Here is a 24,146-nt window from a genome sequence, read left to right as displayed (position 1 = left end):
ATAAATGATATGGCAGATACATATACCAAGTACTTCAATGTTGAGTTTGATCCTTTTGATATGGATCACATCCTCCAAGAGCGAAAGGACTCCACCGGTTTCTTTTTAGCCACAGTGTTCCAAAAAAGATTCTCTGAAGAAGTGAATCTGAAACGCCATGAGGACTTAAAGTTGTGGATGCAGTCCAAAAATTTGCGTTACATAGTCCTTGATGGAATCCAAAAACTGCCAGATGATTCAGGAAAGTTAGAGCCAGTCTCTATTCTCTATCTACTTACGTTCTTTGAAGACACAAAAATCACTGAAGTTGGCTTTGAAGATACCTGCCATATCCTCATGAAACGTTATGATCTTCCCTCTCTCATTGTAAAATTAGCAGATTCTGATCATCTAGAGATCTGGAATAAGGATGGAGTGAGGAAGGAATACAAACAAGTCTCGCATTCAAGTCTGGATTCTCTCTTAAAGGCTGTCTTTGCCTCCATCAATAAGAAGGATCATTTCCAATTTGTAGGGATTGAAAGATCCCAATCGGATAAAAAATCGGGGTATTTTGCAACTAGAAGGGGATTTGTACGCGCAATTGCGTAAAAATATCTGCCTATAAATGAAAAAACCCGCAATTTCTGCGGGTTCACACAATCTTTCTCCGAAAAAATTCGAAGTAAGAAACTTGCTAAGACTATTTCTTAGCTTTTTTCTTTGCAGCCTTTTTCTTAGCAGCTTTCTTTTTTGCAGCTTTCTTTTTAGCAACCATTGTGATCGTCCTTATCTTTAATTTCAAACAACCAAATCCTTGGCGTATCTAGCTGTTTGATACGACATAATTAAATGATATCATTTTAAATGTAAAGAAATTTTATTTTTTGTAAGAATTTATTTTAATTTTTTTGGAAACTAATACTGATTCTACGAAACATCGATGATGATTTTACCAATTGTGTTCCCATTTTTAAATTTTTTCAATGCTTCAGGTAGATTTTCAAATGAAAATGTATCTCCTATCACTTGTTGATACAGTTTTAAGGCATTCAATGCGTTAAAATGTTTCTGTAAGACATCAATTTCGTTCCATAACCATATCAAATTGAATCCCATCACTGATTTATTCGCTGAAATCATCGCTAATGGATCAATTTTGGGTCGATTGAGATACTGAAATGCTAAGTGAATCCAATTTCGACTCGATGATCTAGGCGTAAAGTTTGCACTTCCATACGTAATCAGCCTACCCATTGGTGATAGTAAGTCAAAAGAATCAGAAAAATATCTGCCTCCAGTACATTCCAATACCAAATCCAATCGTTTTCCATTTAGTTTTTCTTCTAAATCCTTACGAAAATTCGGCCCACGAATGATAAAATCATCATAACCTGCATCTTGAATGGTCTTTATCTTTGCTTCAGAGCCTATCAATGCTATCGTATATGCATTTTGTTTCTTTGCGATTTGGTTTGCATACAATCCGACTCCGCCTGCAGCACTATGAACGAGAATGGTTTGCTTTGATTGGAGATCTCCTAAGACATGAAGAGCATAGTATGCAGTCAAAGCTTGCACTGGGTAGGCAGCTCCAGCTCTATGTGACCAATCCTTTGGTAGAGGAAATACATAGCGCTCATCGATATTGATATGTGTAGCATACGCACCAAAGCGAGTGGTTCCAAATATTTCATCGCCTTTTCGAAATGTTTTACAGTCATTACCTACTTCAATTACCGTACCCGCAAACTCTAAGCCTGGAATGAATGGTTCCTTCGGAGTTGCGGAATACATTCCATAAACGGAAAACACATCTGCGAAATTTAATCCAATTGCCCGAATACGGACACTTATCTCATTATCTTTTGGCTGCTCGAATGACTCACTTCTTCGTTTAAGACCTGAGAGGGAACCTGGTTGGATGACTCGATATACTTCTCTTTGCACCCTATTTATGTAAAAAATCGAATTCCACTGCCAAGAAAATATTTTTCCATGGTATTACGTCGCTTAGATTGGAAGGAAAGGAAAGAGAGTTTGGACTTACAAAAAACGGCATTGAATGAAAAACACCGCCAATTGGGCGCAAAAATGGTGCCTTTCGGCGGTTGGGACATGCCAGTACAGTATACTGGAATCATCCAAGAGCATCTATCCACTCGAACCGATGCCGGATTGTTTGACGTTTCTCACATGGGTGAGATCTTCATCACTGGTGCTTCGGAAGATATCTTGTCACTCCTCGAAACCCTTACCTGCAATACAGTCTCTACGATGAAAGATGGACAAGTCCAATACAATGCAGTCTTAAATGAGACTGGTGGATTGGTGGATGATGTCACTATTTACAAATTTTCGGCTGAAAAGTACATGATCTGTTCCAATGCATCCAATTACCCAGCAGTCACCAAACATCTGCAAAAATACCAAAAAGGTACATGCCGTGTAGAAGACCAAAGCCATATCTGGCACCAATTGGCTTTGCAAGGACCAAAGGCCAATGCTATTTTAGAAAGCGTACTGAAACAATCTTTAGATCCGATTGCCTACTACCACTTCCAAGAAATTACATACAAAAGTGAAACCATCATCGTATCTCGCACAGGTTATACTGGTGAAGATGGTTTTGAGATTTATACATCAGTACCTCTCGGTCTGCAACTTTGGGATACTTTATTGCAAGAAGGAAAATCATCTGGTCTAGTACCTGTCGGTCTTGGTGCAAGAGATACCTTACGATTAGAAGCAAAGTATCCACTTTATGGACATGAACTCAATGAAGAATGGTCACCGGTAGAATCAGGGATTGGTTTTATCGTAAAAGAAAAAACTCTGCCATACTTTGGATATGAGCGCATCCTTTCCGACAAAAAGAATTCTCCCAAACGAAAAATTGTAGGAATCCAATTAGAAGAGCCGGGTGTAATGAGAGAAAACTATCCCATCTTCGCTGCAGATGAAACACCGATCGGTAAAACAACCTCCGGAACCCATTCTCCTTCCTGTAAGGTATCTTTGGGACTTGCGATTTTGGATTTTGACTACACCAAAGACCAAACAGAAGTCTTCGTTGAAATTAGAGGACAAAAGAAAAAAGCAAAAGTACATCTTTCCCCTTTTATAAAAGGGAGTGTTCGCAATCATAAAGGATAAAGTAAGGGAGAATCGAAATGGCAGAGACAAATGCAGTTGAAGGATACTATTACACAGAAAAACATGAATGGGTAAAGATTGAAGGCGATACCGCACTCATTGGCATCACTGATTATGCTCAGAATGCGTTAGGGGATATCGTTTTTATCGATCTACCAAAACCTGGGAAAAAAATTAACCAGAAAGATAGTTTAGGTACTATTGAGTCCGTTAAGGCTGCTGAAGATTTATATTCCCCGATTTCGGGAGAAGTTTTGGAAACCAATCCAAGTCTTAGCTCCAATCCAGCCTCTGTGAATGCTGAACCTTTTCAAACCTGGATGGTCAAATTAAAGGGAGTCAATTCTAGTGAATTGTCCTCACTCTTAAACGCAAGCCAATACAAGGAATTTGTTTCAAAACTCGATTAATCTGCGGAGTATACACCGGTGAATCCATCATTAAAAGACCAAACCAAATCTGAACATTCTTACGAAGAGACACTTTCTCCCAGCGACACATTTTTACGACGCCATGTCGGTTCAGACCATGAGAAAATCCAGGAAATGCTATCAGTTGTTGGTTACGATAGTCTGGAAACTCTCATAGATGATGCGGTTCCAAAAAATATCCGACTGAAAAAAGAATTGGATCTACCGAATCCGCTCGGTGAGTTTGCTCTTCAGAAAGAGTTAAAAAAGATAGTCTCCAAAAACAAAATCTTTCGATCATATTTAGGCTTGGGATATTCTGCTTGTATTACTCCACCAGTTATCCAGAGAAATATTCTGGAAAATCCTGGCTGGTACACTGCGTACACTCCGTACCAAGCAGAGATAGCGCAAGGCAGAATGGAAGCCTTGATCAATTTTCAAACAATGATTACAGATCTTACGGGAATGGAAATTGCCAATGCCTCCCTATTAGATGAAGGTACGGCAGCAGCCGAAGCCATGACGATGCTCTATAGCCTTAAGGAGGAAAGCCAAGGCAAATCCTTTTTTGTCTCGCAATCTGTCCATCCACAAACATTGGATGTGATCCGAACAAGGGCCCTACCATTAGGCATTCATGTAGTTGTTGGTTCATTCAAAAAAATGACTCCATCTGCTGATTTCTTTGGTGCAATCGTTCAGTATCCATCTTCCGACGGAACGATCTATGATTTTTCTGATTTTATCCAAAGCTTACACGCTGTAGGCGCAAAAGCAATCGTTGCAGCCGACCTACTCTCACTCACAATTTTAAAGCCACCAGGCGAGATGGGAGCTGATGTTGTGGTAGGAAGCACGCAAAGGTTTGGCCTCCCACTTGGATTTGGTGGTCCACATGCTGGTTTTTTTGCAACACGGGAAGATTTTAAAAGAAGTATGCCTGGTCGTCTAATAGGCGTTTCTCGAGATTCACAAGGCAAACCAGGCTATAGGCTTTCCCTCCAAACACGTGAACAGCACATCCGTAGGGACAAAGCAACTTCCAATATTTGTACTGCACAAGTTTTGTTAGCTGTGCTTTCCTCAATGTATGCTGTCTATCATGGCCCAAAAGGTTTAAAACAAATTGCCTTACGAGTCCATAGAATGACGACCTTACTCGTAACAGGATTGGAAAAATTAGGGTATAAAATTGTCTCTAAACCTTACTTTGATACTATCCGAGTCGAGCTTAGTAAAGTCACTTCATCCGAAATTATCCATTATGCAGAGGAGAGAGAAATCAACCTTCGATCTGTTTCCCAACATGTGATCAGTATTTCACTAGATGAAACAACCACTTTAGAAGATGTTTCAGATCTACTTCTGATCTTCAATGAAAACAAACCTTTGCACTTCTCTCTCGAAGAATTGGCAAAAAAAGAAGAGTATGCGATTCCAGAAATTTTGGAAAGAAAATCCTCATATCTAAGCCATGCCGTTTTTAATAGTTACCATACCGAAACTGAGATGCTTCGTTATATCCGAAGGTTAGAAGCAAAGGATCTTTCTCTAACTACATCCATGATCGCACTTGGTTCCTGTACGATGAAACTCAATGCCAGCACCGAAATGTATCCCGTTACATGGCCTGAGTTAGCAAACATCCATCCCTTCGTTCCCAATAACCAAACAGAGGGATACCGAATCTTATTCGGCCAATTGGAAAAGTGGCTTTGTGAAATCACAGGTTTTGCTGAAGTTTCACTTCAACCTAACGCAGGTTCACAGGGAGAATACGCTGGCCTCTTAGCGATACGTAACTACCACCAGAGCCGAAATGAAAGCCATAGAAATATTTGCCTCATCCCAATTTCGGCACACGGAACCAATCCAGCCTCGGCCGTAATGGCGGGCTTCCAAGTGGTAGTTGTCGCATGCGATGAAAATGGGAACATTGATGTTGAGGACCTAAAGAAAAAAGCAATTGAGCACAAACATGATCTAGGTGCCTTAATGGTAACCTATCCATCTACTCACGGTGTATTTGAAGAGTCTATCCAAGACATTTGCCAAATTATACATGAAAATGGTGGCCAAGTTTACATGGATGGAGCCAATATGAATGCTCAGGTGGGATTGACTCGCCCTGGAGATATAGGTGCTGATGTATGTCACCTAAACCTACATAAAACATTTTGTATCCCCCACGGAGGTGGCGGCCCTGGTGTTGGTCCGATCGGTGTTGCTGAACATTTAGCGCCCTTTTTACCAGGGCATAGCATCATTGAGAACGGCTCCAACAATAGCCAAGGTGCTGTAAGTGCTGCGCCTTGGGGCAGTGCTTCCATTATCGTTATCTCTTGGGCCTATATACACATGTTAGGCTTTGATGGATTGCGCCATGCCACTAAACTTGCCATCCTCAATGCTAATTATATTGCGAAACGTCTAGTTGGTGCATATCCAGTTCTATACAAAGGAAATCGAGATTTAGTAGCGCATGAATGTATACTCGACATTAGAGGTTTCAAAAAAGGATCTGGAGTGGAAGTAGAAGATATTGCGAAAAGACTTATGGACTATGGATTCCATTCTCCTACAATGTCATTTCCTGTACCTGGCACCTTGATGGTCGAACCAACAGAGTCTGAATCTAAGGAAGAGTTAGATAGATTCATAGATGCAATGTTATCAATTGCAGAGGAAATTGCAGACATTGAAAAAGGTAGTTTGGACAAAACCGACAACCCACTCAAGAATGCTCCACACACTGCAGAAATGGTTATTTCAGACCAATGGAACCATAAGTATTCAAGGGAAAGAGCAGCATACCCGCTACCTTGGCTCAGACTGAGAAAGTTTTGGCCGAGTGTGGGTAGAGTGGACAATGTGTACGGTGATCGAAATCTGGTTTGTTCCTGTATTCCAGTAGAGAGTTATACTTAATTTATGGCAAAGGAACAATTTTACGAAAAGCATATCTTTGTTTGTGACAACACTCGACCTCCTGGTGAAAGAGTGTCTTGTGGAAACCAAGGATCTGCAGAGCTTTTAAAGCTTTTTAAAATGAAGGCGGCAAAAGCAGGCATCGATTATAAGTTTAGAATCCAAAGATCAGGCTGCCTAGATCGATGTGAACTTGGTCCAGTTCAAGTTGCGTATCCTGAAGGTACTTGGTTTAAATTGCGAACTGAAGCAGACGTAGATTTGTTAATAGAATCCTATCTTAAAAAGGATGATGCTTCCATTTACGCTCATCTCATCCTTCACAATGATGAGAAGTGAACATGCATCCACAACTCCAAAGAGAGATTTTAAAATCGGAATTTAAAAGAGCCAAAATCTTGTTTTGGCTCTTTTTATTTGGAGCTGGGATACTTTATTTCGAACTCTTTTTTTTACGTCTAGAGCTACATCTGGAATCCAAACAAAAATTTCCACTTTGGTTTCCCCCCACGTATGGATTGTTTAACGCAGTATATGCTTTTAGTTTTGCTTCTTATCTTAAATACATCATAAAAAAAAATGGCCAAGTAAATCCTATTCTCATTTATATATCAGCATTTTTAGAAACACTAATACCTACATTTTCTATCTATTTCATGGGTTCAAGAATGAGCGAGCCAGTTTGGTCCCTCTTTTCGCCTCCGGAATTTCTCTATTTTATCTTCCTAATCTTAGTCACACTTCGATTGGATGGAAAGGTTGCCATCTTTTCTGGATTTCTTTCTGCAATTCAATATTTTTTGCTCTCCTATTTTTTCTTAAAGGATGGAAGTACGAGTAGTTTACCATTTATCTTTAGCCAGATTCCTTTCTATGTCGTGAAGTCAAATATCATATTCACTGCCGGACTTTTATCTGCCTACGTAACATCTCAAATCAAAAATTCTATCCAGTCCACCTTACAAAAAGAAGATGAAAAACGACAGATCAAACAACTATTTGGGCAGCATGTGTCTCCTGAAGTTGTGAATCGGCTATTAGACCAATCAGAAGGTTGGCTCGGGGACATCAAACATGTGTGCATCTTATTCTTCGATATTCGTGACTTTACAAAACTTTCTGAAAAGACCGAGCCTACTGTATTGATCCAACTTTTGAATCGTATCTTTACAGTTTCCATTGAGGCAGTCAATGCCAATGGAGGCATTGTTAATAAGTTTCTTGGAGATGGATTTATGGCTGTCTTCGGTGCACCGATCTCAACAGGCGACGATCGGGAGCGTGTGATCCAAACTTCTTTGGACATTCGACAAAAAATTCAAAGTCTAATTGAAAGCGGTGCGATTCCGCAAATTCGGATCGGGATGGGCATACACTCAGGTGAGGCTATCACAGGAAACGTTGGTTCCGAAGAAAGAAAGGAGTACACAGTGATCGGAGACGTAGTGAATACTGCTTCGAGAATTGAACAGCTCACCAAAGAATTTTCCGTTGATATTCTGATCTCGGAGGAAACCATCGATTCAAAAGATAAAAATAGATTTCGTTTTGTTGGGAAAACAAAACCACGTGGCAAAGAAAATGAAGTTAATCTCTATACGATCAACTAGTTTCGATTTCCGATTTTAACCACTTCTTCTCACTAATCGCTTTCTTCATATTCTCGATAAGAGCAACCGTTATGTTGGTATTCAATTTGATCATATCGGGGTCTTGCGCAAATAAAATCATCTCATCAATCAGATAATCAATGAGTTTTTCGATGGATTTTTGTCCCATAGGATCTTGAGACAAGGCAACCGCTGATTTTGACAATGCTTGGTATAAAGTGTTGCTGATTTGTCTTGAAAGATTGACCTGGAATTCTTTGGGTAAGAAATTGACACCTTTCATTTGTGATGCGGTAGATTCTGTAATCTCTGCCACGATATTTTGGATAAGTAGTCGTAAATTTTCGTTTTGTGCGGATTTGACGATATTTTTTAAGGCAACTCGTTTCAATTCTTCTCGATTTTGATCGATGGCATTTACAAATTGATCCAAAGAATTTCCAGACTTCACTTCATTTTGTGCTTCGGTTAAAATCTGAATCGTCACCAAATCAGAAATCTCTTCTTTGATGATATTGCTGTAGTATCGTATCGTACGACTGATCAAGTCATTTCCCAAGATTCGAGTGAATTGGTTGGTCTGTAGAAGTAGATAAATTTTATATACCCTTACGAGCCTAAAGAATCGAAATTCAACAATTGGGATCAGACCAAGAACATCATACCAATGGTAGACTGGATATAAAAACCAGGCAATGTAGACTTTATTTTTGATTGCAAGTAGCCAACTAAGGATAAATTCAGCCAAAAAGAAAAACAAAAACGGAGCATCTAACATTAAGTAATGATTTACCGGATTGCCGTCACTTCCGATAGCTCTGTAATAATTCAAGCTAAAATCATCTCTAAACGTTTCATTGAAATATTGTATTTTATCTTCTAAAGAACGATCAGCATCCCTCCAGAACCAATAAAATGCAACTACAGTAGAGGGAATACGATCTCGATTCAATACTAGGTCTAATTCTTGCCTAATTTTAATATCTTTCGCTTTTGTTTTATGGACTTGGTATTCTGATTTAATCTTTTCTTGGATTTCTAAAAAAAGTTCAGTTTGTCCGGACATTGCAAAAGGATTGGTTTCTACCAACTCCAACATTTTTTTGTCCATTCCTGTCAGAATTTTTTGTAACTCGGCATTCTCTTTTCCAGGCTGTCCTACTCTTCCAATGAAACTGTATTTTTCTGATAAATCGATAAGCTCGTTAATTTGATCAGTTTCTTCCAATACACTAAAAAAATCATTAAGCTGGACTAGTACGGACTCAAGGATAAGTCTTCTTTTTTCCGTGTCGTTGACGAGGAGACCTGCCTCAAATTCTGCAAACAGTTTATCGAACCTTTCGCTGGTTACTGTAGACTTTAATTGGATAAGGACTTCATGGATCGCTTCTCGTGTTTTCTTTCTTTGCGATTCTCTAAATTCTTCATCGCGTAATTTTGTGAGATACTGCAAATCATCCACATAATCTATATAGGATTGAGTAGTTCTATGTGGTTCTATACCTAAAATAGGTTTATCATAGATTTCTAATACTCTTGGAAAATTCTTAAAATAAAAAGGACGTAAAGTTAAGTATGATAAATCAAAAATGATCAAAGCCAAGTTTCCCAATACGACAAAAACCATAACGATATCCCATAATAAAGGGATACCCAGTTTATGTTTTTTGATAAACTCCCAAGAATTCATCGATTCACCTCTTACATATTCCTTCGGTACTGACCTCCCACTTCATACAATGCATGGGAAATTTGCCCAAGAGATGCCACTTTGACAGTTTCTAATAGTTCCGTAAATACATTCTCTTTATTTCGGCAAACTTGTTTCAGTTGAATGAGGCTCTGGTTCATTTTTTCCCCATTTCGTTTCTTAAATTGCAATAAGTTTTCGATCTGCTGGTTCTTTTCTTCTTCTGTGGATCGAATGACTTCGCCTGGTATCACCGTCGGCGATCCATTTTTACTTAAGAAGGTATTTACACCAATGATAGGGTATTCACCTGTATGCTTCAAAGTTTCATAATGTAAAGATTCTTCCTGGATCTTATTTCTCTGGTACATCCTTTCCATGGCACCGAGTACACCTCCTCTCTCACTGATTCTATGAAATTCAGTTAAGATTGCCTCTTCTACCAAGTTTGTGAGTTCCTCGATGATGAAAGACCCTTGCAGGGGATTTTCATTTTTCGCAAGCCCCAATTCTCTGTTGATAATCAATTGGATCGCAACAGCTCGTCGAACCGATTCTTCCGTAGGTGTTGTGATCGCTTCATCATATGCATTTGTATGTAAAGAGTTACAATTGTCATAGATGGCATACAATGCCTGCAAAGTAGTACGAATATCATTAAAATCAATTTCTTGTGAGTGTAATGATCTACCCGAAGTCTGAATGTGGTATTTCAACATTTGAGACCTCTCGTTCGCTCCGTACTTTTTCTTTAGGGCTTTTGCCCAAATTCTCCTCGCAACTCTTCCAATTACGGAATATTCTGGGTCGATACCATTGGAGAAAAAGAAAGATAAGTTTGGGGCAAAGTCATCTATCTTCATACCTCGGCTTAGATAATATTCTACATATGTAAAACCATTTGCCAAAGTAAAAGCGACCTGAGTGATTGGATTGGCCCCTGCTTCTGCGATATGGTAACCGCTTATCGACACAGAATAAAAATTTCGGACATTTCGTTCGATAAAATACCCTTGGATGTCCCCCATCATTTTCAAGGCAAACTCTGTTGAAAAAATGCAGGTATTTTGAGCTTGGTCTTCCTTTAGGATATCTGCTTGAACAGTTCCCCTAACCTGTGTAAGTGCCTCTGCTTTGATCTTTTCATAGGTCTCTTTGGGAAGAACCTGGTCTCCGGTTACGCCAAGCAAAAGTAATCCAAGTCCCTGGTTCCCGTCTGGAAGTCCCCCTAAGAAGTTTGGTCTTGACTGGGACAATTTGTTATAGATTTCATTTATTTTGTTTTGTGTTTCCGTAACCAATCCATTGGCATGTATGTACTTTTCACATGCTTGGTCAATAGCCGCATTCAAAAAGAATGCAAGCACCATAGGTGCTGGTCCATTGATAGTCATAGATACTGACGTGCTTGGATCACATAAATCGAAACCAGAATACAATTTTTTAGCATCGTCTAAGGTAGCAACATTTACACCAGAGTTTCCTATCTTACCATAGATGTCGGGTCTTTGGTCAGGGTCTTCTCCATAGAGAGTCACGGAATCAAAAGCGGTTGATAAACGTTTTGCAGGCATTCCCGAGCTAAGGTAATGAAATCTACGGTTTGTTCTCTCTGGGCCGCCTTCTCCTGCAAACATTCGGGTAGGATCCTCACCGCTGCGTTTGTATGGATAAACACCAGCCGTAAAAGGAAAAAAACCAGGAAAGTTTTCTTGGTAGGACCAGCTAACTATCTCTCCCCAATCTTGGAACTTGGGAGTAGCGATCTTTGGAATCATCAAATGACTTAAAGACACAGTATAATTCGCTACTTTGATTTCCTTCCCTCGAACAAAATATGAATAGGTCTCTTTGCGAAAGGATTCGACTCTTTCTTTCCAATCTTCTATTAAAGATTTTGTCTCTGCATTGAGATTGTTCCAAACTAGCTGAAACTCTTCCTCTAAGGCTCGGATTTCTTTGCCTTTTTGTGCCAATGTATTGATTGCACCTTTCAGCTGATAAGCGGTTCTTGCTTTTTCTTCTTCTTGCTTAACGAACTGGTCAAATCGTTCGATCTCTTCTTTGATCTCGGCTAAATAACGGATTCGATCTGGAGGTAAAACAATTGAAGCTTGGTGTTTAGCTCTCAATTGATCGAATTTGGAAGTCCAATCTAGATTGGTTTTTTGGATGATGGCATCCATCAGATGTATGTACAGTTCGTCAGTACCCGCATCCTGGAATTGAGAAGCAATGGTTCCAAATACAGGCATTTCATCTATTGTCTTTTCAAACAACTGGCGAGACCTCTGGAACTGTTTTTTAACATCTCGGAGTGAATCAAGTGCACCTGGTTTGTCGAATTTATTGATAGCGATGATATCTGCATAATCAATCATATCGATTTTTTCCAGTTGAGTAGCCGCTCCATACTCTGGTGTCATCACATACAAGGAAAGATCACTCACCTCAGTAATTTCTGAATCACTTTGTCCAATACCTGCAGTTTCAACGATGATCATATCATAACCGGCAGATTTCAGGATTTGGATGGCGCCTTTCACACTTCGGTTCAAGGCAATATTTGCTTCTCTCGTTGCAAAGGATCGCATATACACGCGCTTATTGAAGATAGAATTCATTCGAATCCTATCACCCAGAAGTGCTCCCCCTGTTTTTCGTTTGGAAGGATCTACAGATAAAATGGCAATCGTCTTTTCTGGAAAGTCCGCGAGATAACGCCGAACCAATTCATCCGTTAAGGAGGATTTTCCAGCACCACCAGTGCCTGTGATCCCGAGGACAGGAATGGTTTTTGAAGCAGGAGGGAATTCTAATTTTAATTGAATATTGGGAGACTCATTCAGAAGGACAAATTCCATCTGAGTAATCGCCTGCGCCAAAGCCAAAGGATTTTTACTTTGCACCTGGGACTTTAGATCGCCATTGAAAGAAAGTGGTGTCAAAAAATCAGAACGTTTAACTACATCATTGATCATTCCTTGTAAACCAAGAGATCTGCCTTCGTCTGGGCTATAAATATGTGTAACACCATACTTATGCAGTTCATCGATTTCCGAGGGTAAAATAGTCCCGCCTCCGCCACCAAACACCTGTATATGTCCTGCACCATACTCCTTTAATAGATCGATCATGTATTTAAAATACTCAACATGACCACCTTGGTAGCTTGTCATTGCAATGCCTTGGACATCTTCCTGTATGGCACATTCCACAACTTCTTGGACACTTCGATTGTGACCAAGGTGGATGACTTCTACACCACTCTGTTGTAGAATCCGGCGCATGATATTGATTGAAGCATCATGGCCATCAAATAGAGATGCCGCAGTTACAAATCGAATTTTATGTTTGGGAGTATAGGCGATGGATTCCACTGTCATAACTTCTCCATATACGACAGCGAAAGTATTGAATCAATAGTAAATTGAGACCTTCAAAAAGACTTTCAGAACCAGATCGGGTAGGATTCGTTAATTGGATTCGGGTGCTGACATAAGTTGGCGAACTCTTTGCTCGCACATTTCAGTCAGCTCCTTTGCCGCTTTTTTTTCAGGACCTCCAGGAAATTCTGAAGGTAGAATTGGCTTTCCAATGTTATAGCGTATCTTGGCTTTGAAGGCTTCACCAGTTAAAAAAGCCATCGGTTTGGACATATTGGTCGCACCTGATATTCCTGAGGGAATAATAGGCACCTGGGCTCGGATGGCGAGTTTTGCTGCCATCGCTTTGAAGGGCGCCATTTCCCCTGTTTCTGAGCGCGTGCCCTCCGGGTAGATCGAGAGAACTTCTCCGGCAAGCATCAAACTGACCATATAGTCTTCCAGTTTCGCATAGTATTCCATGGCTTGTTTCTTATCCATGTCAGATTCATTGGCCGCATTCCGTATGATAGGAGTGCCCCCCCAACTCAAGAGATTTGCCTTATAGATTTCACCGAGTGATGCAAGAGTAATCTCAATGAGAGGTTTGGTCAGGCTGAGTGGTGGGAAGCGAAATGGTGAGTTTTTATGGTTTAAATACCTAAGTATATCTTCTTGTGGGTGGAAAAGCTCGTACTTCCCTAAGTAAACGATCTTACGATCTGTATACGTACCTTGTACCGGTATATCCAAGTAATCGGTATGGTTTGATATGATAAGTGCTCCACCCTCTTTCGGGATGTACTGAGAGCCCGTTACTTGCACGTCATAAATCAATTCGAGCAAATTGCGGAGGATGGTTTTGGGCACCTCACGCGGTATGATAAACAAACTTTCTAGGCTAGGGGTCTCTTTTTCGGTCATGGAACCACTTCATAAGAAAATAAAACTTTATGAAATCAAGTTGGATTTTCATGCTAGATGGAAAATCCTATGTTCATGGAATCCTCTTTTTCCCAAACTCTATGGTTTTCAAGTGCCTTTCTGGACCACCTCCATGCTTGGGACGCAAGGCTCGGTGGCCTTTTTTATACGATTTCTGTCATTTGCCACTATTTAGGCGGAAGTGGATTTTTTCTAGGTCTCATCTCTTTTCTCTACGCTTTCTATCGACCCAAGCTTGCTCTTGAAGTTTCCGTTTCTCTTCTGACTGCTGGGATCATTGTCTCCTTGGCTAAATTTTATTTCGAAAGTCCAAGACCTTTCCCTTACCCAGAAGCCTTCGACGAAAAGTCATTTGGTCTTCCCTCTGGTCATACCTATACATCCGTTGTTGTCTGGGGCTTACTTTTCTTTCGTATCCCCTCACTCTGGCTTAGGGTACCTGCTGCACTGATCATACTCTCTACTCCCTTTTCCAGGATGTATTTGAAGGTACATTTTTTGGCAGATGTGAGCCTCGGTTTTGGTATGGGACTCGTCCACCTAATCGCTGTTCTATTCTTTTTGCGCTATCTTGATCAAAAAACATTGAAAACCTACTTTTTTCATACCAAGAGTTACAGGACCTATACTCTTTTGGGAATAATCCTTACTCTATCTCCGATCGTGTTTGATTCCCCATTTCTTTCGGAAGAGCACCATTATAGCTTAGCAAGTGTATTAACGGCTTCCGGAGCGCTGGCAGGTTTTTGGATTGGCTTCTTGTTTTATCCAAGATTTTCAAAGGCACATTTTTTGGATTGGGGGCTTCCTTTTGTTGAGGGAAAATTTTCAATACAAGGTCTTTTGCTTCGAATCTCCACACTTCTCATTATCATTCTATGCTTTTATGTTTTGCCCGGACAATTTGTTAAAAACTCAATTTGGAAAGAAGATCTTTTTTTACGCTACTTACGGTATCTTTTGATAGGATTTGCTTTGGTTTTTTTATATCCACTGAGTCTACAAACGATTTTCAATGGAAAGTACTTGTTAAAGTCAGAGAATGAAACGACTTAAAGATCTTGCTTTCTTATTAAAAGCGGAACTCAAGAGAGAAGGAGTCCTAAAAAACTCTTTCTTTGTGAGTGTTTCCAAAGCCTTTTCCTCCATCATGAATTTGGCTTTTATGATTTATTCTGTAAATCTTCTCAGCAAAACAGAAAATGGAAAATTTCAATATTACCTGAGTTTGTTGCCTCTTGTCTTAGCCATAGCTGAGTTTGGACTACCGAATGCCCTCATAAAGTACATTTCCCCACTGGCTGCCAGTAAGGAAGATCCGGGAAGTTACCTAAGAGCATCTCTCTATATAAAATTCTATTCCTTTCTCATCTTGATCGTGACAGCACTGTTTACATTTCTGTTTACAGAGGAGAATTATCTCATGCTCACCGTGCTTGTTTGTGGTGGGATTATTGTTTCGTTTTTGTCGTATTTTGAAGCTATTTTTGTATCTTATCGAAAGTACATAGCTCTCTCGCTATGGAGCCCATTGCCAAATTTATTGAGACTACTCATTTTATTTTATTTTGCTCAAACAACAACAAGCCCACTAAGGTACTTCGACATCTTTGTTATCTTTGCTTTTTCTCCCATTTTCCTTTTGTTTTTATTTTTCTTTTTATTTGGAGGAAAAGAAATCACTTGGTCCGCTCCAAAGGAAAAAGTGACCGAGAGCCAAAAAAAGCTACTTTTATTCAATTTGTGGGCATTTGTTGCTTCTATATTTGCGATTCTGTCAGATCGTTTAGAAATATTCTTTTTAAATCAATACCATTCTGCCGAGGTTGTTGCTGATTATGGCACAGCCTTACAGCTATTCAGTGGATTTGTGATCATACTTTCCACGTTTAATTCTATCATCTATCCAAAGATGTCGCGCTTAGCGGATACTCCTGAATTCCCTATCTTTGTAAAAAAATCAGTCTTGTTAGGTGCTGGGATTGCCATTTTGCTCTTGCCTGGGATCATACTCGCTGAGCCTATATTGAATCTTTTGTTTGGTGCAAAATATACAAATTCGATCTCTGTTTTTAAGATACTGTATCCAAACTTTTTATTGCAACTGGTGTTTGCGCCATTGGGAACTGCACTCTTCTCACTTGGATTGCCGAGAATGTTGGCAGGATTAGCACTATTAAGATTGGTATTTGGGACTCTATTTGATTTTTGGATCATTCCTGAATACGCTGCTAACGGTGCCGCGATCTCTCTATTTCTCGGACAGATTGTATCCTGGTTGATATTAACAGGTTATTTTTTGGCTTATTTTAGAAAGTAATTACAAATTTTTTGGAATTATTTTCTCGTGGTATTTGATATAAGTAGACTCCAAGTTTTTCCACTCGGTTGAATTTTCTGGCAATGCAAACAATTGATTGTAAGCCTTTTCAGCGCTAAGGCCTTTGGAGAGATAGTCTTTAAATAAGATCAAAAAAACTCTATATTGAATCGAATACTGGTAGACATCAAATTTACGATCAATCTTTGCATTGAATTTTGTTTCGATCTCTGCTATCTGTCGGTCGGGCAATCCTAAAATTCCATATCTTCCATTTTCTTTTAAATAGGTTTGAAATCCAGTTCTCGTTTGCGCAATACAATGGAGAAATAAAAATTCAATTGGTTTTTCACCTGAAAAGAGTAAATCATCAGGTAAGAGAAGTCGTTCAGAGGATGCTACAATGGCTCGGGCAAATTCTTTTTTTTGTCTTTCGGAAAGCTGATTCCTACTTTCTTCCTTTAAGAGAGACAATAATGTATTTATTTTGGCTAGGGATTGTTTTTTTGGAAAATAACTTTGAACGGTACGAAATGTGTCCTCTTCCTCTTGGGTCAAAGCAAAGATAAAGAGTAAAATCGGAAATATGAGAATTCCAAAATATTTGTACCTGAGGAATCGTTTCATACTCCCTATAAAGATCGGAGCTTTTCTCAGTCTACTACTCGCTTTTTCTTCTCTAGAATCCCAATCCTATTCGGGAAACTTCTTAGATGATTGGACTGCAAACCAAAACCATGGAGCAGTCAGTGCGCCCTTCCAATCGAGAAGACAGGGGCTAGCCAATCCCATAGCATTAGGTCTTCAATCCCAATCGGAAATTTACCTAGGGTCCACTTTTCGATCACAAAAGGGAGGCAATCAATCGGACCAAGCCGCAAATAACCAAATCACTGCATTGAGTTCCGCAGCCACTGCCATTGGCTACCATTTCGAAAACCAATCCTTTGGTGTCTTTCTTGGGCCGAGACTCTCCGCCTACCGTGATGAGTCTTTTTCAACGCGGAAATCATCCTCTTGGGACGCAGAAGGATTGTTAGACTATCAATTCAAGAAAGGAAATTTTAAAATCTCCATAGAAGGGGGCAGAGCCTGGCAGAGATTGGACCAGTTTGGTTTTGTATTTGTGGGTATGGCCAACTATTCACAGGTTCTCTTTGCATTCGGGAACTATGCATCCATCTCTTTGGTTTCACAAAGATTCAAACCAGAAGAAGAATCTCTAAGTCCCAGTGCCTGGAATTCGAAGGCAAATCAAATCTACGGCGGAAATATACAAATACCCAATCTCATCTTTTGGGAGTCGATCTCATTGTTCCATTACCAATACCGAGAACCCGAACGAACTGCGGAAGACACGGGCTTATCTAGGCCGAGGACTTTCGGTTTTTTTAGATACTACGGTTTAGAGTTACGATCTGTCTCTTTTTGGGAAAAAACTCGTGTAGATCTAGCTATGATTCGTTTGGTGGGGGAAAGAGTTCAATCAACTAGTCCAGTATCCTTCGTAGAACAAAGTACAAATGCATACTTGGCCTATACATCCCTTCATACCGAATGGGATGCCTTCTTCTTTTCTTTGGCTGGACTCATCACCTCAAAAGACAGAAACCAAAGAAGGGATAGAGAAAGTAACGGCTATGCAGCTCCTTTGGGAGAACCTAGAGTCTTGGGAGGATATTCTTCATTCTTATTGTTCCAATCGGTTCAATTCAGTAATGATAGAATTTTTTATGATCGTTTTTCGCAGAGGCAAGCCGGTTTTGAAAACCGAGGCATACAAATGTTTGGTTTGCAGATCGGCAAAGAATGGTCATTTGGCTACCGAACAGATTTTTTTCTGAATCGTTCTCAATCCGAATTGGGTCTTGGCCATGAAATGATTTTCAAACTAGGACGCAATATCAGCTGGTTCCAAAATGGTTTTGTATCAGCTTCTGCTTGTTATGCGTGGGTTGATCCACAGAGAACGATTACTTGGCTCATTGAACCTTTTACAACTCAAGAAGCAAAAAAGGAGTTTGTTCGATTTTATGTAAGTGTTGGATTTGCACTATAATTCTAACAGATTTTTTTATGAAAAGTAACCTCGTTTCCTTTTTCATTGTAATATAAGTTATCTACATTCATTCTCACCAAGAAAATTCCGCGACCGTTGACCAAATTTGCATCGGGATTTTCGATAGGACTAGGAATATCAGCAGGATTGAATCCATCCCCTTCATCGGCAATGCTTAGGATCAATTCATCTGCATCATATTTCAATACTACATGGATATGACTGTCGTTCTCTTTGCACTTGTTGTCTACTAATCCGAAATAGTCCTGGTTTGCCTGGAGTATGCTTTGTTTTTCCTTGTAACTGATGCCAGCACATCCATGCTCAATGGCATTAGACAAGAGTTCGTATAGGACGATCTTAATATTGAGAAGGTCATCTTCCTTAATTTTTGGATTCGGGGAAATTTGATTGAGAATCAAGCCAACATATTTGTTTATATTTTTGATTCTTGCTAGGAATGTCATTTTTAAGTGGAGTTGGTCATATACAATTTCATGGTTTTGGAACAAACAATAGGTATCTGTATCTGCAGATTCATATTTTTGGATCCGAAGGCGTAGAGCCTCCATCCGAAAGGGTTTGAGAAAAAAGTCGACGGCACCTAGCCGGAATAAATCGATCGCCAATTGGATGTCACTATCACCCGTTATCACAATAAAGGGTGTCGCTTTCCCTTCAAATCGAAGTTTTTTGATGAATTGTATCCCGTTGATTTTTGGTAAGCTTATGTCAGAAATGATGAGATCAAAAGTTTGTGATAACGATATATCTAAGGCCTCTTGCCCGTTCTCTGCGAGTGTAATCTCATAATCCTTTTTAAAATACTCTTGGAAGAGCTCCCGAATATTTTCCTCATCATCAACAAAAAGAATTTTCATATCATTCTAGTGAGCTGAGACCTTACTCAGGTGAGATTGACTTGTAAATTACATTTTCTAAGAATGCGTACTATTCCGATAAATTTTGCAATCGATCGATTTTATAGACGGTTTGCAATTCCGTTTTTAAATCCACAATATCCCTTAAGGTAAAAATGGCGATCTTTCCTCCAGAAAACTCAAAGGCGAAGTATCCCCTTTGTTCATTCTCTAACACCTTCCTTAAGGTATCGAGGGATGTTATGCGGACACCGTTCACTGTTTCTAGAATTAAATCTTGGAATTCTTGATAGCCAACATTTCCCTCCAAAGGGAATACTCGGCTCAAAATGACGATCCGCTCACGTACAGGATGGTTTTTTTTCTGATAAAAATCTGCGAGGTATACAAGCTTCTTTTCAGATTTGAGGCGATACTCATTTCCAAATTCCTTTAAGTAAGAAGTTGTCAATTCGGTAAAGAAAAAGCCCCCAACAATCAAATAAAGTGGATTACGTCCAGGGGCTTGGTCGGGAATTAAAAAATGATCTGTCTTATAACCTGACAACCGATAGCTGATTTCTCTTGTTTGGTGATTTCGGAACACCTTTAATTTGGTCACTGCCCCTATAGGTTTCAAATCACCTTTTCCATCTCTGAGGATTAAATCCATAATCCGGTCATAACGATCCCAATCATTCATGTCTTGGATAGACTTTCCATTGATCGCAATAATGATGTCTCCCACAAACAAATTGTATGCAGGTCCGATTCCAGGAAATGTATCCGTCACTAAGACGCCCCTGCTAATTTCTTTGGAATAATATTTCTTTTCTGAATTGGTTAATAAGACGTCAAATGTCCAACCAGGATGTGGAAAAGGTCTTTGGAATCCCTTTGCATTCAAAAATTCATAAATATATTCGGCAGGAATTAAATGCTCCTGGAAAACGATGCCACAAACAGCCTTATTGTGAAAGGAAAAACCAATGTCTTCACTCTCTTTCTTTTCCAATTGGAATGCTTTGATGGGTGTCTTCGAAAATGGCAATTGGATGTATTTTGTTTTTCCCGTTTTGCATACTTTTCTCGTTTCTCTTGGTTGAACTTTCGCTGTTATAGGATAAGGTTGGGATCCCTTAGCTTGCAATAAGAGAAATCCTGTTTCTTGGTCATACGCAACGATCTGCATTTTAGGTACAGAATAATCTGTTGAATCCATTTCTGCATAAAGTGGTTCTTGAGCAGATAGTGACATGGTAAAAAATTTGCCATCACCGAGGTGGATTGCCTTACTCTTTCTTGAAAATGGTTCTCCAACGAGCCAAGGATTTTGGTGGCTAACTTTTTGGTAACTCACAGAAACATCAACGGTAAGTTCACTCTCAATGTTATAAGCGAGTAAAGAAGAGAATGCGCCAAACAAACATACCAATAGGAAATAAAGTTTACTTTTCATCATCTACACCATATCTCTTTTTTACTCGAATGTTGATTTGGCGAATGGCTTCCGACTCTAATACAATCGGCAGTTCCATACCTCGAAATTTCAAAACGATAAAACCATTCTTTTCTTCTTCCCAAATTTTTTGAAGGTCATTTAAATCTTTAGGGACTCTCTGATTGATCGATTCCAAAATTTTGTATTTATATTTTTTGTATTTAGAAAGATCCGGATCATCAAACAAAAAACTTAAAACCAAATCCCTATTTGTATATCGATAAAGAAGATCTTGGATAAAGTAACTATAATGGTATTTAATGGAACTATCTAAATCTCCTTCCTCACCATTAAAAAATGAACGTGAGATGGGAAGAAATACGAGGCCTGCTCCTAAAAAGTATTGGTCGCTAGTCTCTCGATACAAATCCAAAGAGAAATTTTTTTGCAAACTAGCTTCGGTAGCATATTTTTTCCCAGCACGATATAATTCTAATTGGACTGTCTCTCCAATGTATTTACTTTCCAGATAGTCGATGAGTGAAACTTTAGCTCCTGTTTGGACCAACTCTCCTTCGTTGGAAACCGGGAATCCATCCATTGAGATGATGAAATCCTTTTCATGGAGCACTTTCGAAAATGTTGATTTAGGGTAGATGCGATTGACAAAGATGCCTGTAGCCTCAGCTGGGATCTTCATCACTGCTTTTAAGCTATTTGGGTGCCCACTTTGGAAGGTAAATCCAGGATTCGGAAATCCATCATACCTCCCATCCTGTATATCTTTCAAAAAATGACGGATGATTTCATTTGGAATCAGATATGCTAAGTCTTTGCCGGTTTTCGATATCTGGAAAGTTAGTCCAATCATCTTTCCATTCTGAATGGCAGGACCACCTGAATTGCCTGGCTGGACATTAGCGTTGATTTTGATTACATTTCGAAAGTCCAAACCAGAGTAGCTATAGCGACTTTTTTCATAACGTAGGACAGATCCTTTTTCGACTGTTAAACGATCCTGTCCATTTGGGAAACCTAATACCAGAATATCATCGCCCAAAAGTGGATTGGTTTCGGACATTTTTAAAATTTTACTATTCTCAGCAAAGCTTTCATCCATGATCTCTAATAATGCAAGATCACAATCGTATCCAACAAACACAACTTTTGCTGGATAGTCAGTTTGGCTTCCATTCAAACGAACATTGATACGATTTGAATCCATGACAACGTGGGCATTCGTGAGAATCAAATTTTTACCTAAGACGACACCAGAACCAAGACCAGTACTCAAATTTTTCTTTGTCCATGGTAAAATTTTATTCTCTGCTACATAGCTATCATTTCTGACTAGTACAACAGACTGGTAGATATCAGTAACTTCGTTTTCGCTATTTTCCTGCGAGAGGATAGGAAAGCAAAATAGGAACAGAAAAAAAATCGCAATTCGTTTATTCATAGTATAATTTAAAATCATCCCAGTATGCCTGTTCATCTGTGATCTTTCGCATTCGAAGCATTGCATAGAACGTTTCTCCTTTCTGAGGGATTGGCATGGCTTTATTTGATACATTCAACTTACCATCTCGACCGCCCGGAATCTTTACGAGGGAATACGAAGTATCCTTTACGCAAGAAATTTCGAATGTATAAGCGATTGTCTTGTCCCAATAAAAACTCTGGTCTACTTCTTTAAATACCAGAGGACAAGTTTTATCGAAAAAAATTTCTAAATCTGTTACTGCTTCTTTTCTACGTTTCGAATTGTAAGCCAAAGATTTAAAGTATTGGAGGTTTTCATTTATATCCTTTGTAAAATCTTTTTCTTTTTGTTTTTTTTGGCGCAAAGCGATAGGAACGATGTCCTTGCTTTCTTTCGTAATAGAGCCTACCTGCGATTCAAATCCGTGAACACGGATCCTCAGATATTTTTGATTGCCAATCTTTTCCCAAGCGACCAATTGAAATCCAGATAGTTTGGTTTTCAGCTTTTTTTGGTCTGAGGCATAGTTGATAAGGCCCTCAACTTCATTTGATCCACATTGCAATGTAAAGTAACGAACTAGTCCATCGTCGTTCTTTGTTTTAATAGAACATTCTGCATCTTCAAGGGGAAAGATATGCTTTGTATGTTTTTTTAAAAAACTTTGCCTAGTTTTGTTTTGTCCGGAGGACTTTAACATATCATATAACGTTTGCAAATCGGAGGATTCACGAACTCTATTTGTTTGAGCAAAAAGCATAGATGCACATAGAATGCAGACAAAGAGCAAGCCTCTCAGTGAAACTTTGCGCGGAATCATTGCGTGCAGATACCATTTCATCTTTAAGAGTATCGGAATCTGAGACCACTAGAATTGAAGGTCCTTGCATGAAATCCCAGAAGATTATGTCCCGATTCAAAAGAGATTTTTTTTTTGGTTTTCAGGCTTTCAAAAAAGAGAGGGGGTTTTAGGAATGGAAGACGAGGAGATACGATTGAACTGGAGTTTTTTAAAATCAGAGATAAATGCAGGAGATTTCTTAATTGATTGTAGGTCTCAATCAGCATATGAAGAGGAAACCCTGGAAGGTGCTTACTACTATCCCTTCATCAAAAAGGCTTTTGGATCTGATCCTGAATCACATAAAAAACTCTATGGCCCAATGGTCGGTGTCCTCCAAGAAATCCAAAAAAGCAAAAAAACGCGAGTCGTAGTTTTTGATGAGGGCATGGGAATGTTCTCAACTCGTATGGTGTTTTTACTTCGTGCAATGGGCTTTGCTGAAAGTTATGTTTTAGCGAAGAAATGGCCCATAGATGGAAATAAAAAGCCTGGAACTTTGAAAGTAGAGTTCGAACCAGCTGACAAGACTAAGGTGATTGAAGGTGTTGTCGACAAAGCCTTCATGGAAAAAAACCTTACAAAACTCCAAATCTTTGATGCTCGTACTATGGAAGAGTATGAAGGCCGACTCCCTAGATTAACTGCTCCTGAAGAGGGCACACTCTGTGGAAGGCTACCAGGCGCATTTTTATGGGATTGGAGAAACCTCTACGATGCTGAGGCAAATCTCATTGACCGTTCCGTTTTCAAAAAGCGTTTGAATGGTTTCCCTTTTATGCCAGAAAGGCCAACAGTCATATATGATTACAATGGCGCAAGATCTTGCCTCCTTGCCTTAATGCTGAGAGAAACAGGCTATAGTGATGTTAGCACCTACCAAGGCTCATGGTTTGAATGGAGAAAGTCCAGCCTACCAAAACAAGCCGTGTCTGTCTTTGGACAGAAGGCTGTGAGTGCGGCAGCCCCACGTGTTGGTGGCTTAGACCGAAAGAAAGTGTAAAAAAAGATTTACGAAATAAGCAAGGTATCAGCGAATCAGAGGACTCTCTA

General features: G+C 39.5%; 19 protein-coding genes. 10 read left to right on the top strand and 9 right to left on the bottom strand.

Features of this window, described 5'->3' with window-relative positions:
• The first annotated feature begins 9 nt into the window (after window positions 1-9).
• On the top strand, window positions 10-591 hold the full coding sequence (locus DI060_RS15900) for a hypothetical protein (RefSeq protein WP_108977908.1): 582 nt from the start codon (window positions 10-12) through the stop codon (window positions 589-591).
• A gap of 318 nt (window positions 592-909) precedes the next feature.
• Here the strand turns inward: DI060_RS15900 and DI060_RS15890 are convergent, their stop codons facing one another.
• Entirely contained in the window at window positions 910-1,929 is a 1,020-nt protein-coding gene (locus DI060_RS15890) for a synaptic vesicle VAT-1 family membrane protein (protein WP_108977907.1), read from the bottom strand.
• A gap of 48 nt (window positions 1,930-1,977) precedes the next feature.
• Between DI060_RS15890 and gcvT the strand changes: the two genes are divergently transcribed.
• Genes gcvT through DI060_RS15865 form a run of 5 tightly spaced genes read left to right on the top strand, consistent with a single transcriptional unit; the run spans window position 1,978 to window position 8,086 of the window.
• Window positions 1,978-3,135 (top strand): glycine cleavage system aminomethyltransferase GcvT, encoded by a 1,158-nt coding sequence (gcvT, locus tag DI060_RS15885; RefSeq protein ID WP_108978182.1) that lies wholly within the window; start codon window positions 1,978-1,980, stop codon window positions 3,133-3,135.
• Window positions 3,136-3,152: 17 nt separating this feature from the next.
• Window positions 3,153-3,545: a glycine cleavage system protein GcvH gene (gene gcvH / locus DI060_RS15880; RefSeq protein ID WP_108977906.1), complete on the top strand. Its 393-nt coding sequence runs from the start codon at window positions 3,153-3,155 to the stop codon at window positions 3,543-3,545.
• Between the two features lie 18 nt (window positions 3,546-3,563).
• The gene (gene gcvP, locus DI060_RS15875) at window positions 3,564-6,476 is read left to right on the top strand and encodes an aminomethyl-transferring glycine dehydrogenase (RefSeq protein ID WP_108977905.1); all 2,913 of its coding nucleotides are present in this window, start codon (window positions 3,564-3,566) and stop codon (window positions 6,474-6,476) included.
• Between the two features lie 3 nt (window positions 6,477-6,479).
• Window positions 6,480-6,815: a (2Fe-2S) ferredoxin domain-containing protein gene (locus DI060_RS15870; RefSeq protein WP_108977904.1), complete on the top strand. Its 336-nt coding sequence runs from the start codon at window positions 6,480-6,482 to the stop codon at window positions 6,813-6,815.
• Between the two features lie 2 nt (window positions 6,816-6,817).
• Complete coding sequence (locus DI060_RS15865) at window positions 6,818-8,086, top strand: adenylate/guanylate cyclase domain-containing protein (protein ID WP_108977903.1); 1,269 nt, start codon at window positions 6,818-6,820, stop codon at window positions 8,084-8,086.
• Here the strand turns inward: DI060_RS15865 and DI060_RS15860 are convergent.
• The 3 genes from DI060_RS15860 to DI060_RS15850 all read right to left on the bottom strand — a co-directional run bounded on the left by DI060_RS15860 (window position 8,079) and on the right by DI060_RS15850 (window position 14,068).
• Window positions 8,079-9,779 carry a hypothetical protein gene (locus DI060_RS15860; protein WP_108977902.1) on the bottom strand — a complete coding sequence of 567 codons (1,701 nt, stop codon included), beginning with the start codon at window positions 9,777-9,779 and terminating at the stop codon, window positions 8,079-8,081. The two genes, DI060_RS15865 and DI060_RS15860, sit on opposite strands and share 8 nt — an antisense overlap.
• An 11-nt stretch (window positions 9,780-9,790) precedes the next feature.
• Window positions 9,791-13,159, bottom strand: coding sequence for a methylmalonyl-CoA mutase family protein (locus DI060_RS15855; RefSeq protein ID WP_209452075.1), 3,369 nt, complete (start codon window positions 13,157-13,159; stop codon window positions 9,791-9,793).
• A gap of 96 nt (window positions 13,160-13,255) precedes the next feature.
• Window positions 13,256-14,068: a lysophospholipid acyltransferase family protein gene (locus DI060_RS15850; RefSeq protein WP_108977900.1), complete on the bottom strand. Its 813-nt coding sequence runs from the start codon at window positions 14,066-14,068 to the stop codon at window positions 13,256-13,258.
• A 75-nt stretch (window positions 14,069-14,143) separates the two neighbouring features.
• Between DI060_RS15850 and DI060_RS15845 the strand changes: the two genes are divergently transcribed.
• Both DI060_RS15845 and DI060_RS15840 read left to right on the top strand, forming a co-directional pair.
• The gene (locus tag DI060_RS15845; protein WP_244594450.1) at window positions 14,144-15,145 is read left to right on the top strand and encodes a phosphatase PAP2 family protein; all 1,002 of its coding nucleotides are present in this window, start codon (window positions 14,144-14,146) and stop codon (window positions 15,143-15,145) included.
• On the top strand, window positions 15,132-16,409 hold the full coding sequence (locus tag DI060_RS15840) for an oligosaccharide flippase family protein (protein ID WP_108977898.1): 1,278 nt from the start codon (window positions 15,132-15,134) through the stop codon (window positions 16,407-16,409). Before DI060_RS15845 ends, DI060_RS15840 begins: the two co-directional genes overlap by 14 nt.
• Here the strand turns inward: DI060_RS15840 and DI060_RS15835 are convergent, their stop codons facing one another.
• Entirely contained in the window at window positions 16,410-17,036 is a 627-nt protein-coding gene (locus tag DI060_RS15835; RefSeq protein WP_108977897.1) for a hypothetical protein, read from the bottom strand. It abuts the gene before it with no gap.
• On the opposite strand from DI060_RS15835, the gene DI060_RS15830 reads away from it, so the two are divergent.
• Window positions 16,996-18,468 (top strand): hypothetical protein, encoded by a 1,473-nt coding sequence (locus DI060_RS15830; RefSeq protein ID WP_135355075.1) that lies wholly within the window; start codon window positions 16,996-16,998, stop codon window positions 18,466-18,468. The genes DI060_RS15835 and DI060_RS15830 overlap by 41 nt on opposite strands.
• 2 nt (window positions 18,469-18,470) lie before the next feature.
• Here the strand turns inward: DI060_RS15830 and DI060_RS15825 are convergent, their stop codons facing one another.
• From DI060_RS15825 to DI060_RS15810, 4 genes are all read right to left on the bottom strand, one after another.
• Window positions 18,471-19,349, bottom strand: a complete 879-nt coding sequence (locus tag DI060_RS15825; RefSeq protein ID WP_108977895.1) for an ATP-binding response regulator — start codon at window positions 19,347-19,349, stop codon at window positions 18,471-18,473.
• Between the two features lie 70 nt (window positions 19,350-19,419).
• Entirely contained in the window at window positions 19,420-20,790 is a 1,371-nt protein-coding gene (locus tag DI060_RS15820) for a PDZ domain-containing protein (RefSeq protein WP_244594449.1), read from the bottom strand.
• A complete protein-coding gene (locus DI060_RS15815) occupies window positions 20,777-22,228 on the bottom strand; it encodes a S1C family serine protease (protein ID WP_108978180.1) in 1,452 nt (483 codons plus the stop codon). The genes DI060_RS15820 and DI060_RS15815 overlap by 14 nt, the downstream gene beginning before the upstream one ends.
• The gene (locus tag DI060_RS15810) at window positions 22,221-23,072 is read right to left on the bottom strand and encodes an LIC11113 family protein (protein ID WP_135355074.1); all 852 of its coding nucleotides are present in this window, start codon (window positions 23,070-23,072) and stop codon (window positions 22,221-22,223) included. Before DI060_RS15810 ends, DI060_RS15815 begins: the two co-directional genes overlap by 8 nt.
• 154 nt (window positions 23,073-23,226) lie before the next feature.
• On the opposite strand from DI060_RS15810, the gene DI060_RS15805 reads away from it, so the two are divergent.
• On the top strand, window positions 23,227-24,096 hold the full coding sequence (locus DI060_RS15805; RefSeq protein WP_167837025.1) for a sulfurtransferase: 870 nt from the start codon (window positions 23,227-23,229) through the stop codon (window positions 24,094-24,096).
• Window positions 24,097-24,146: the final 50 nt, after the last annotated feature.

Source organism: Leptospira ryugenii, assembly GCF_003114855.1.
In the GTDB taxonomy this organism is placed as follows: Bacteria; Spirochaetota; Leptospiria; order Leptospirales; family Leptospiraceae; genus Leptospira_A; species Leptospira_A ryugenii.
This window is presented reverse-complemented; position numbering and strand designations above follow the sequence as displayed.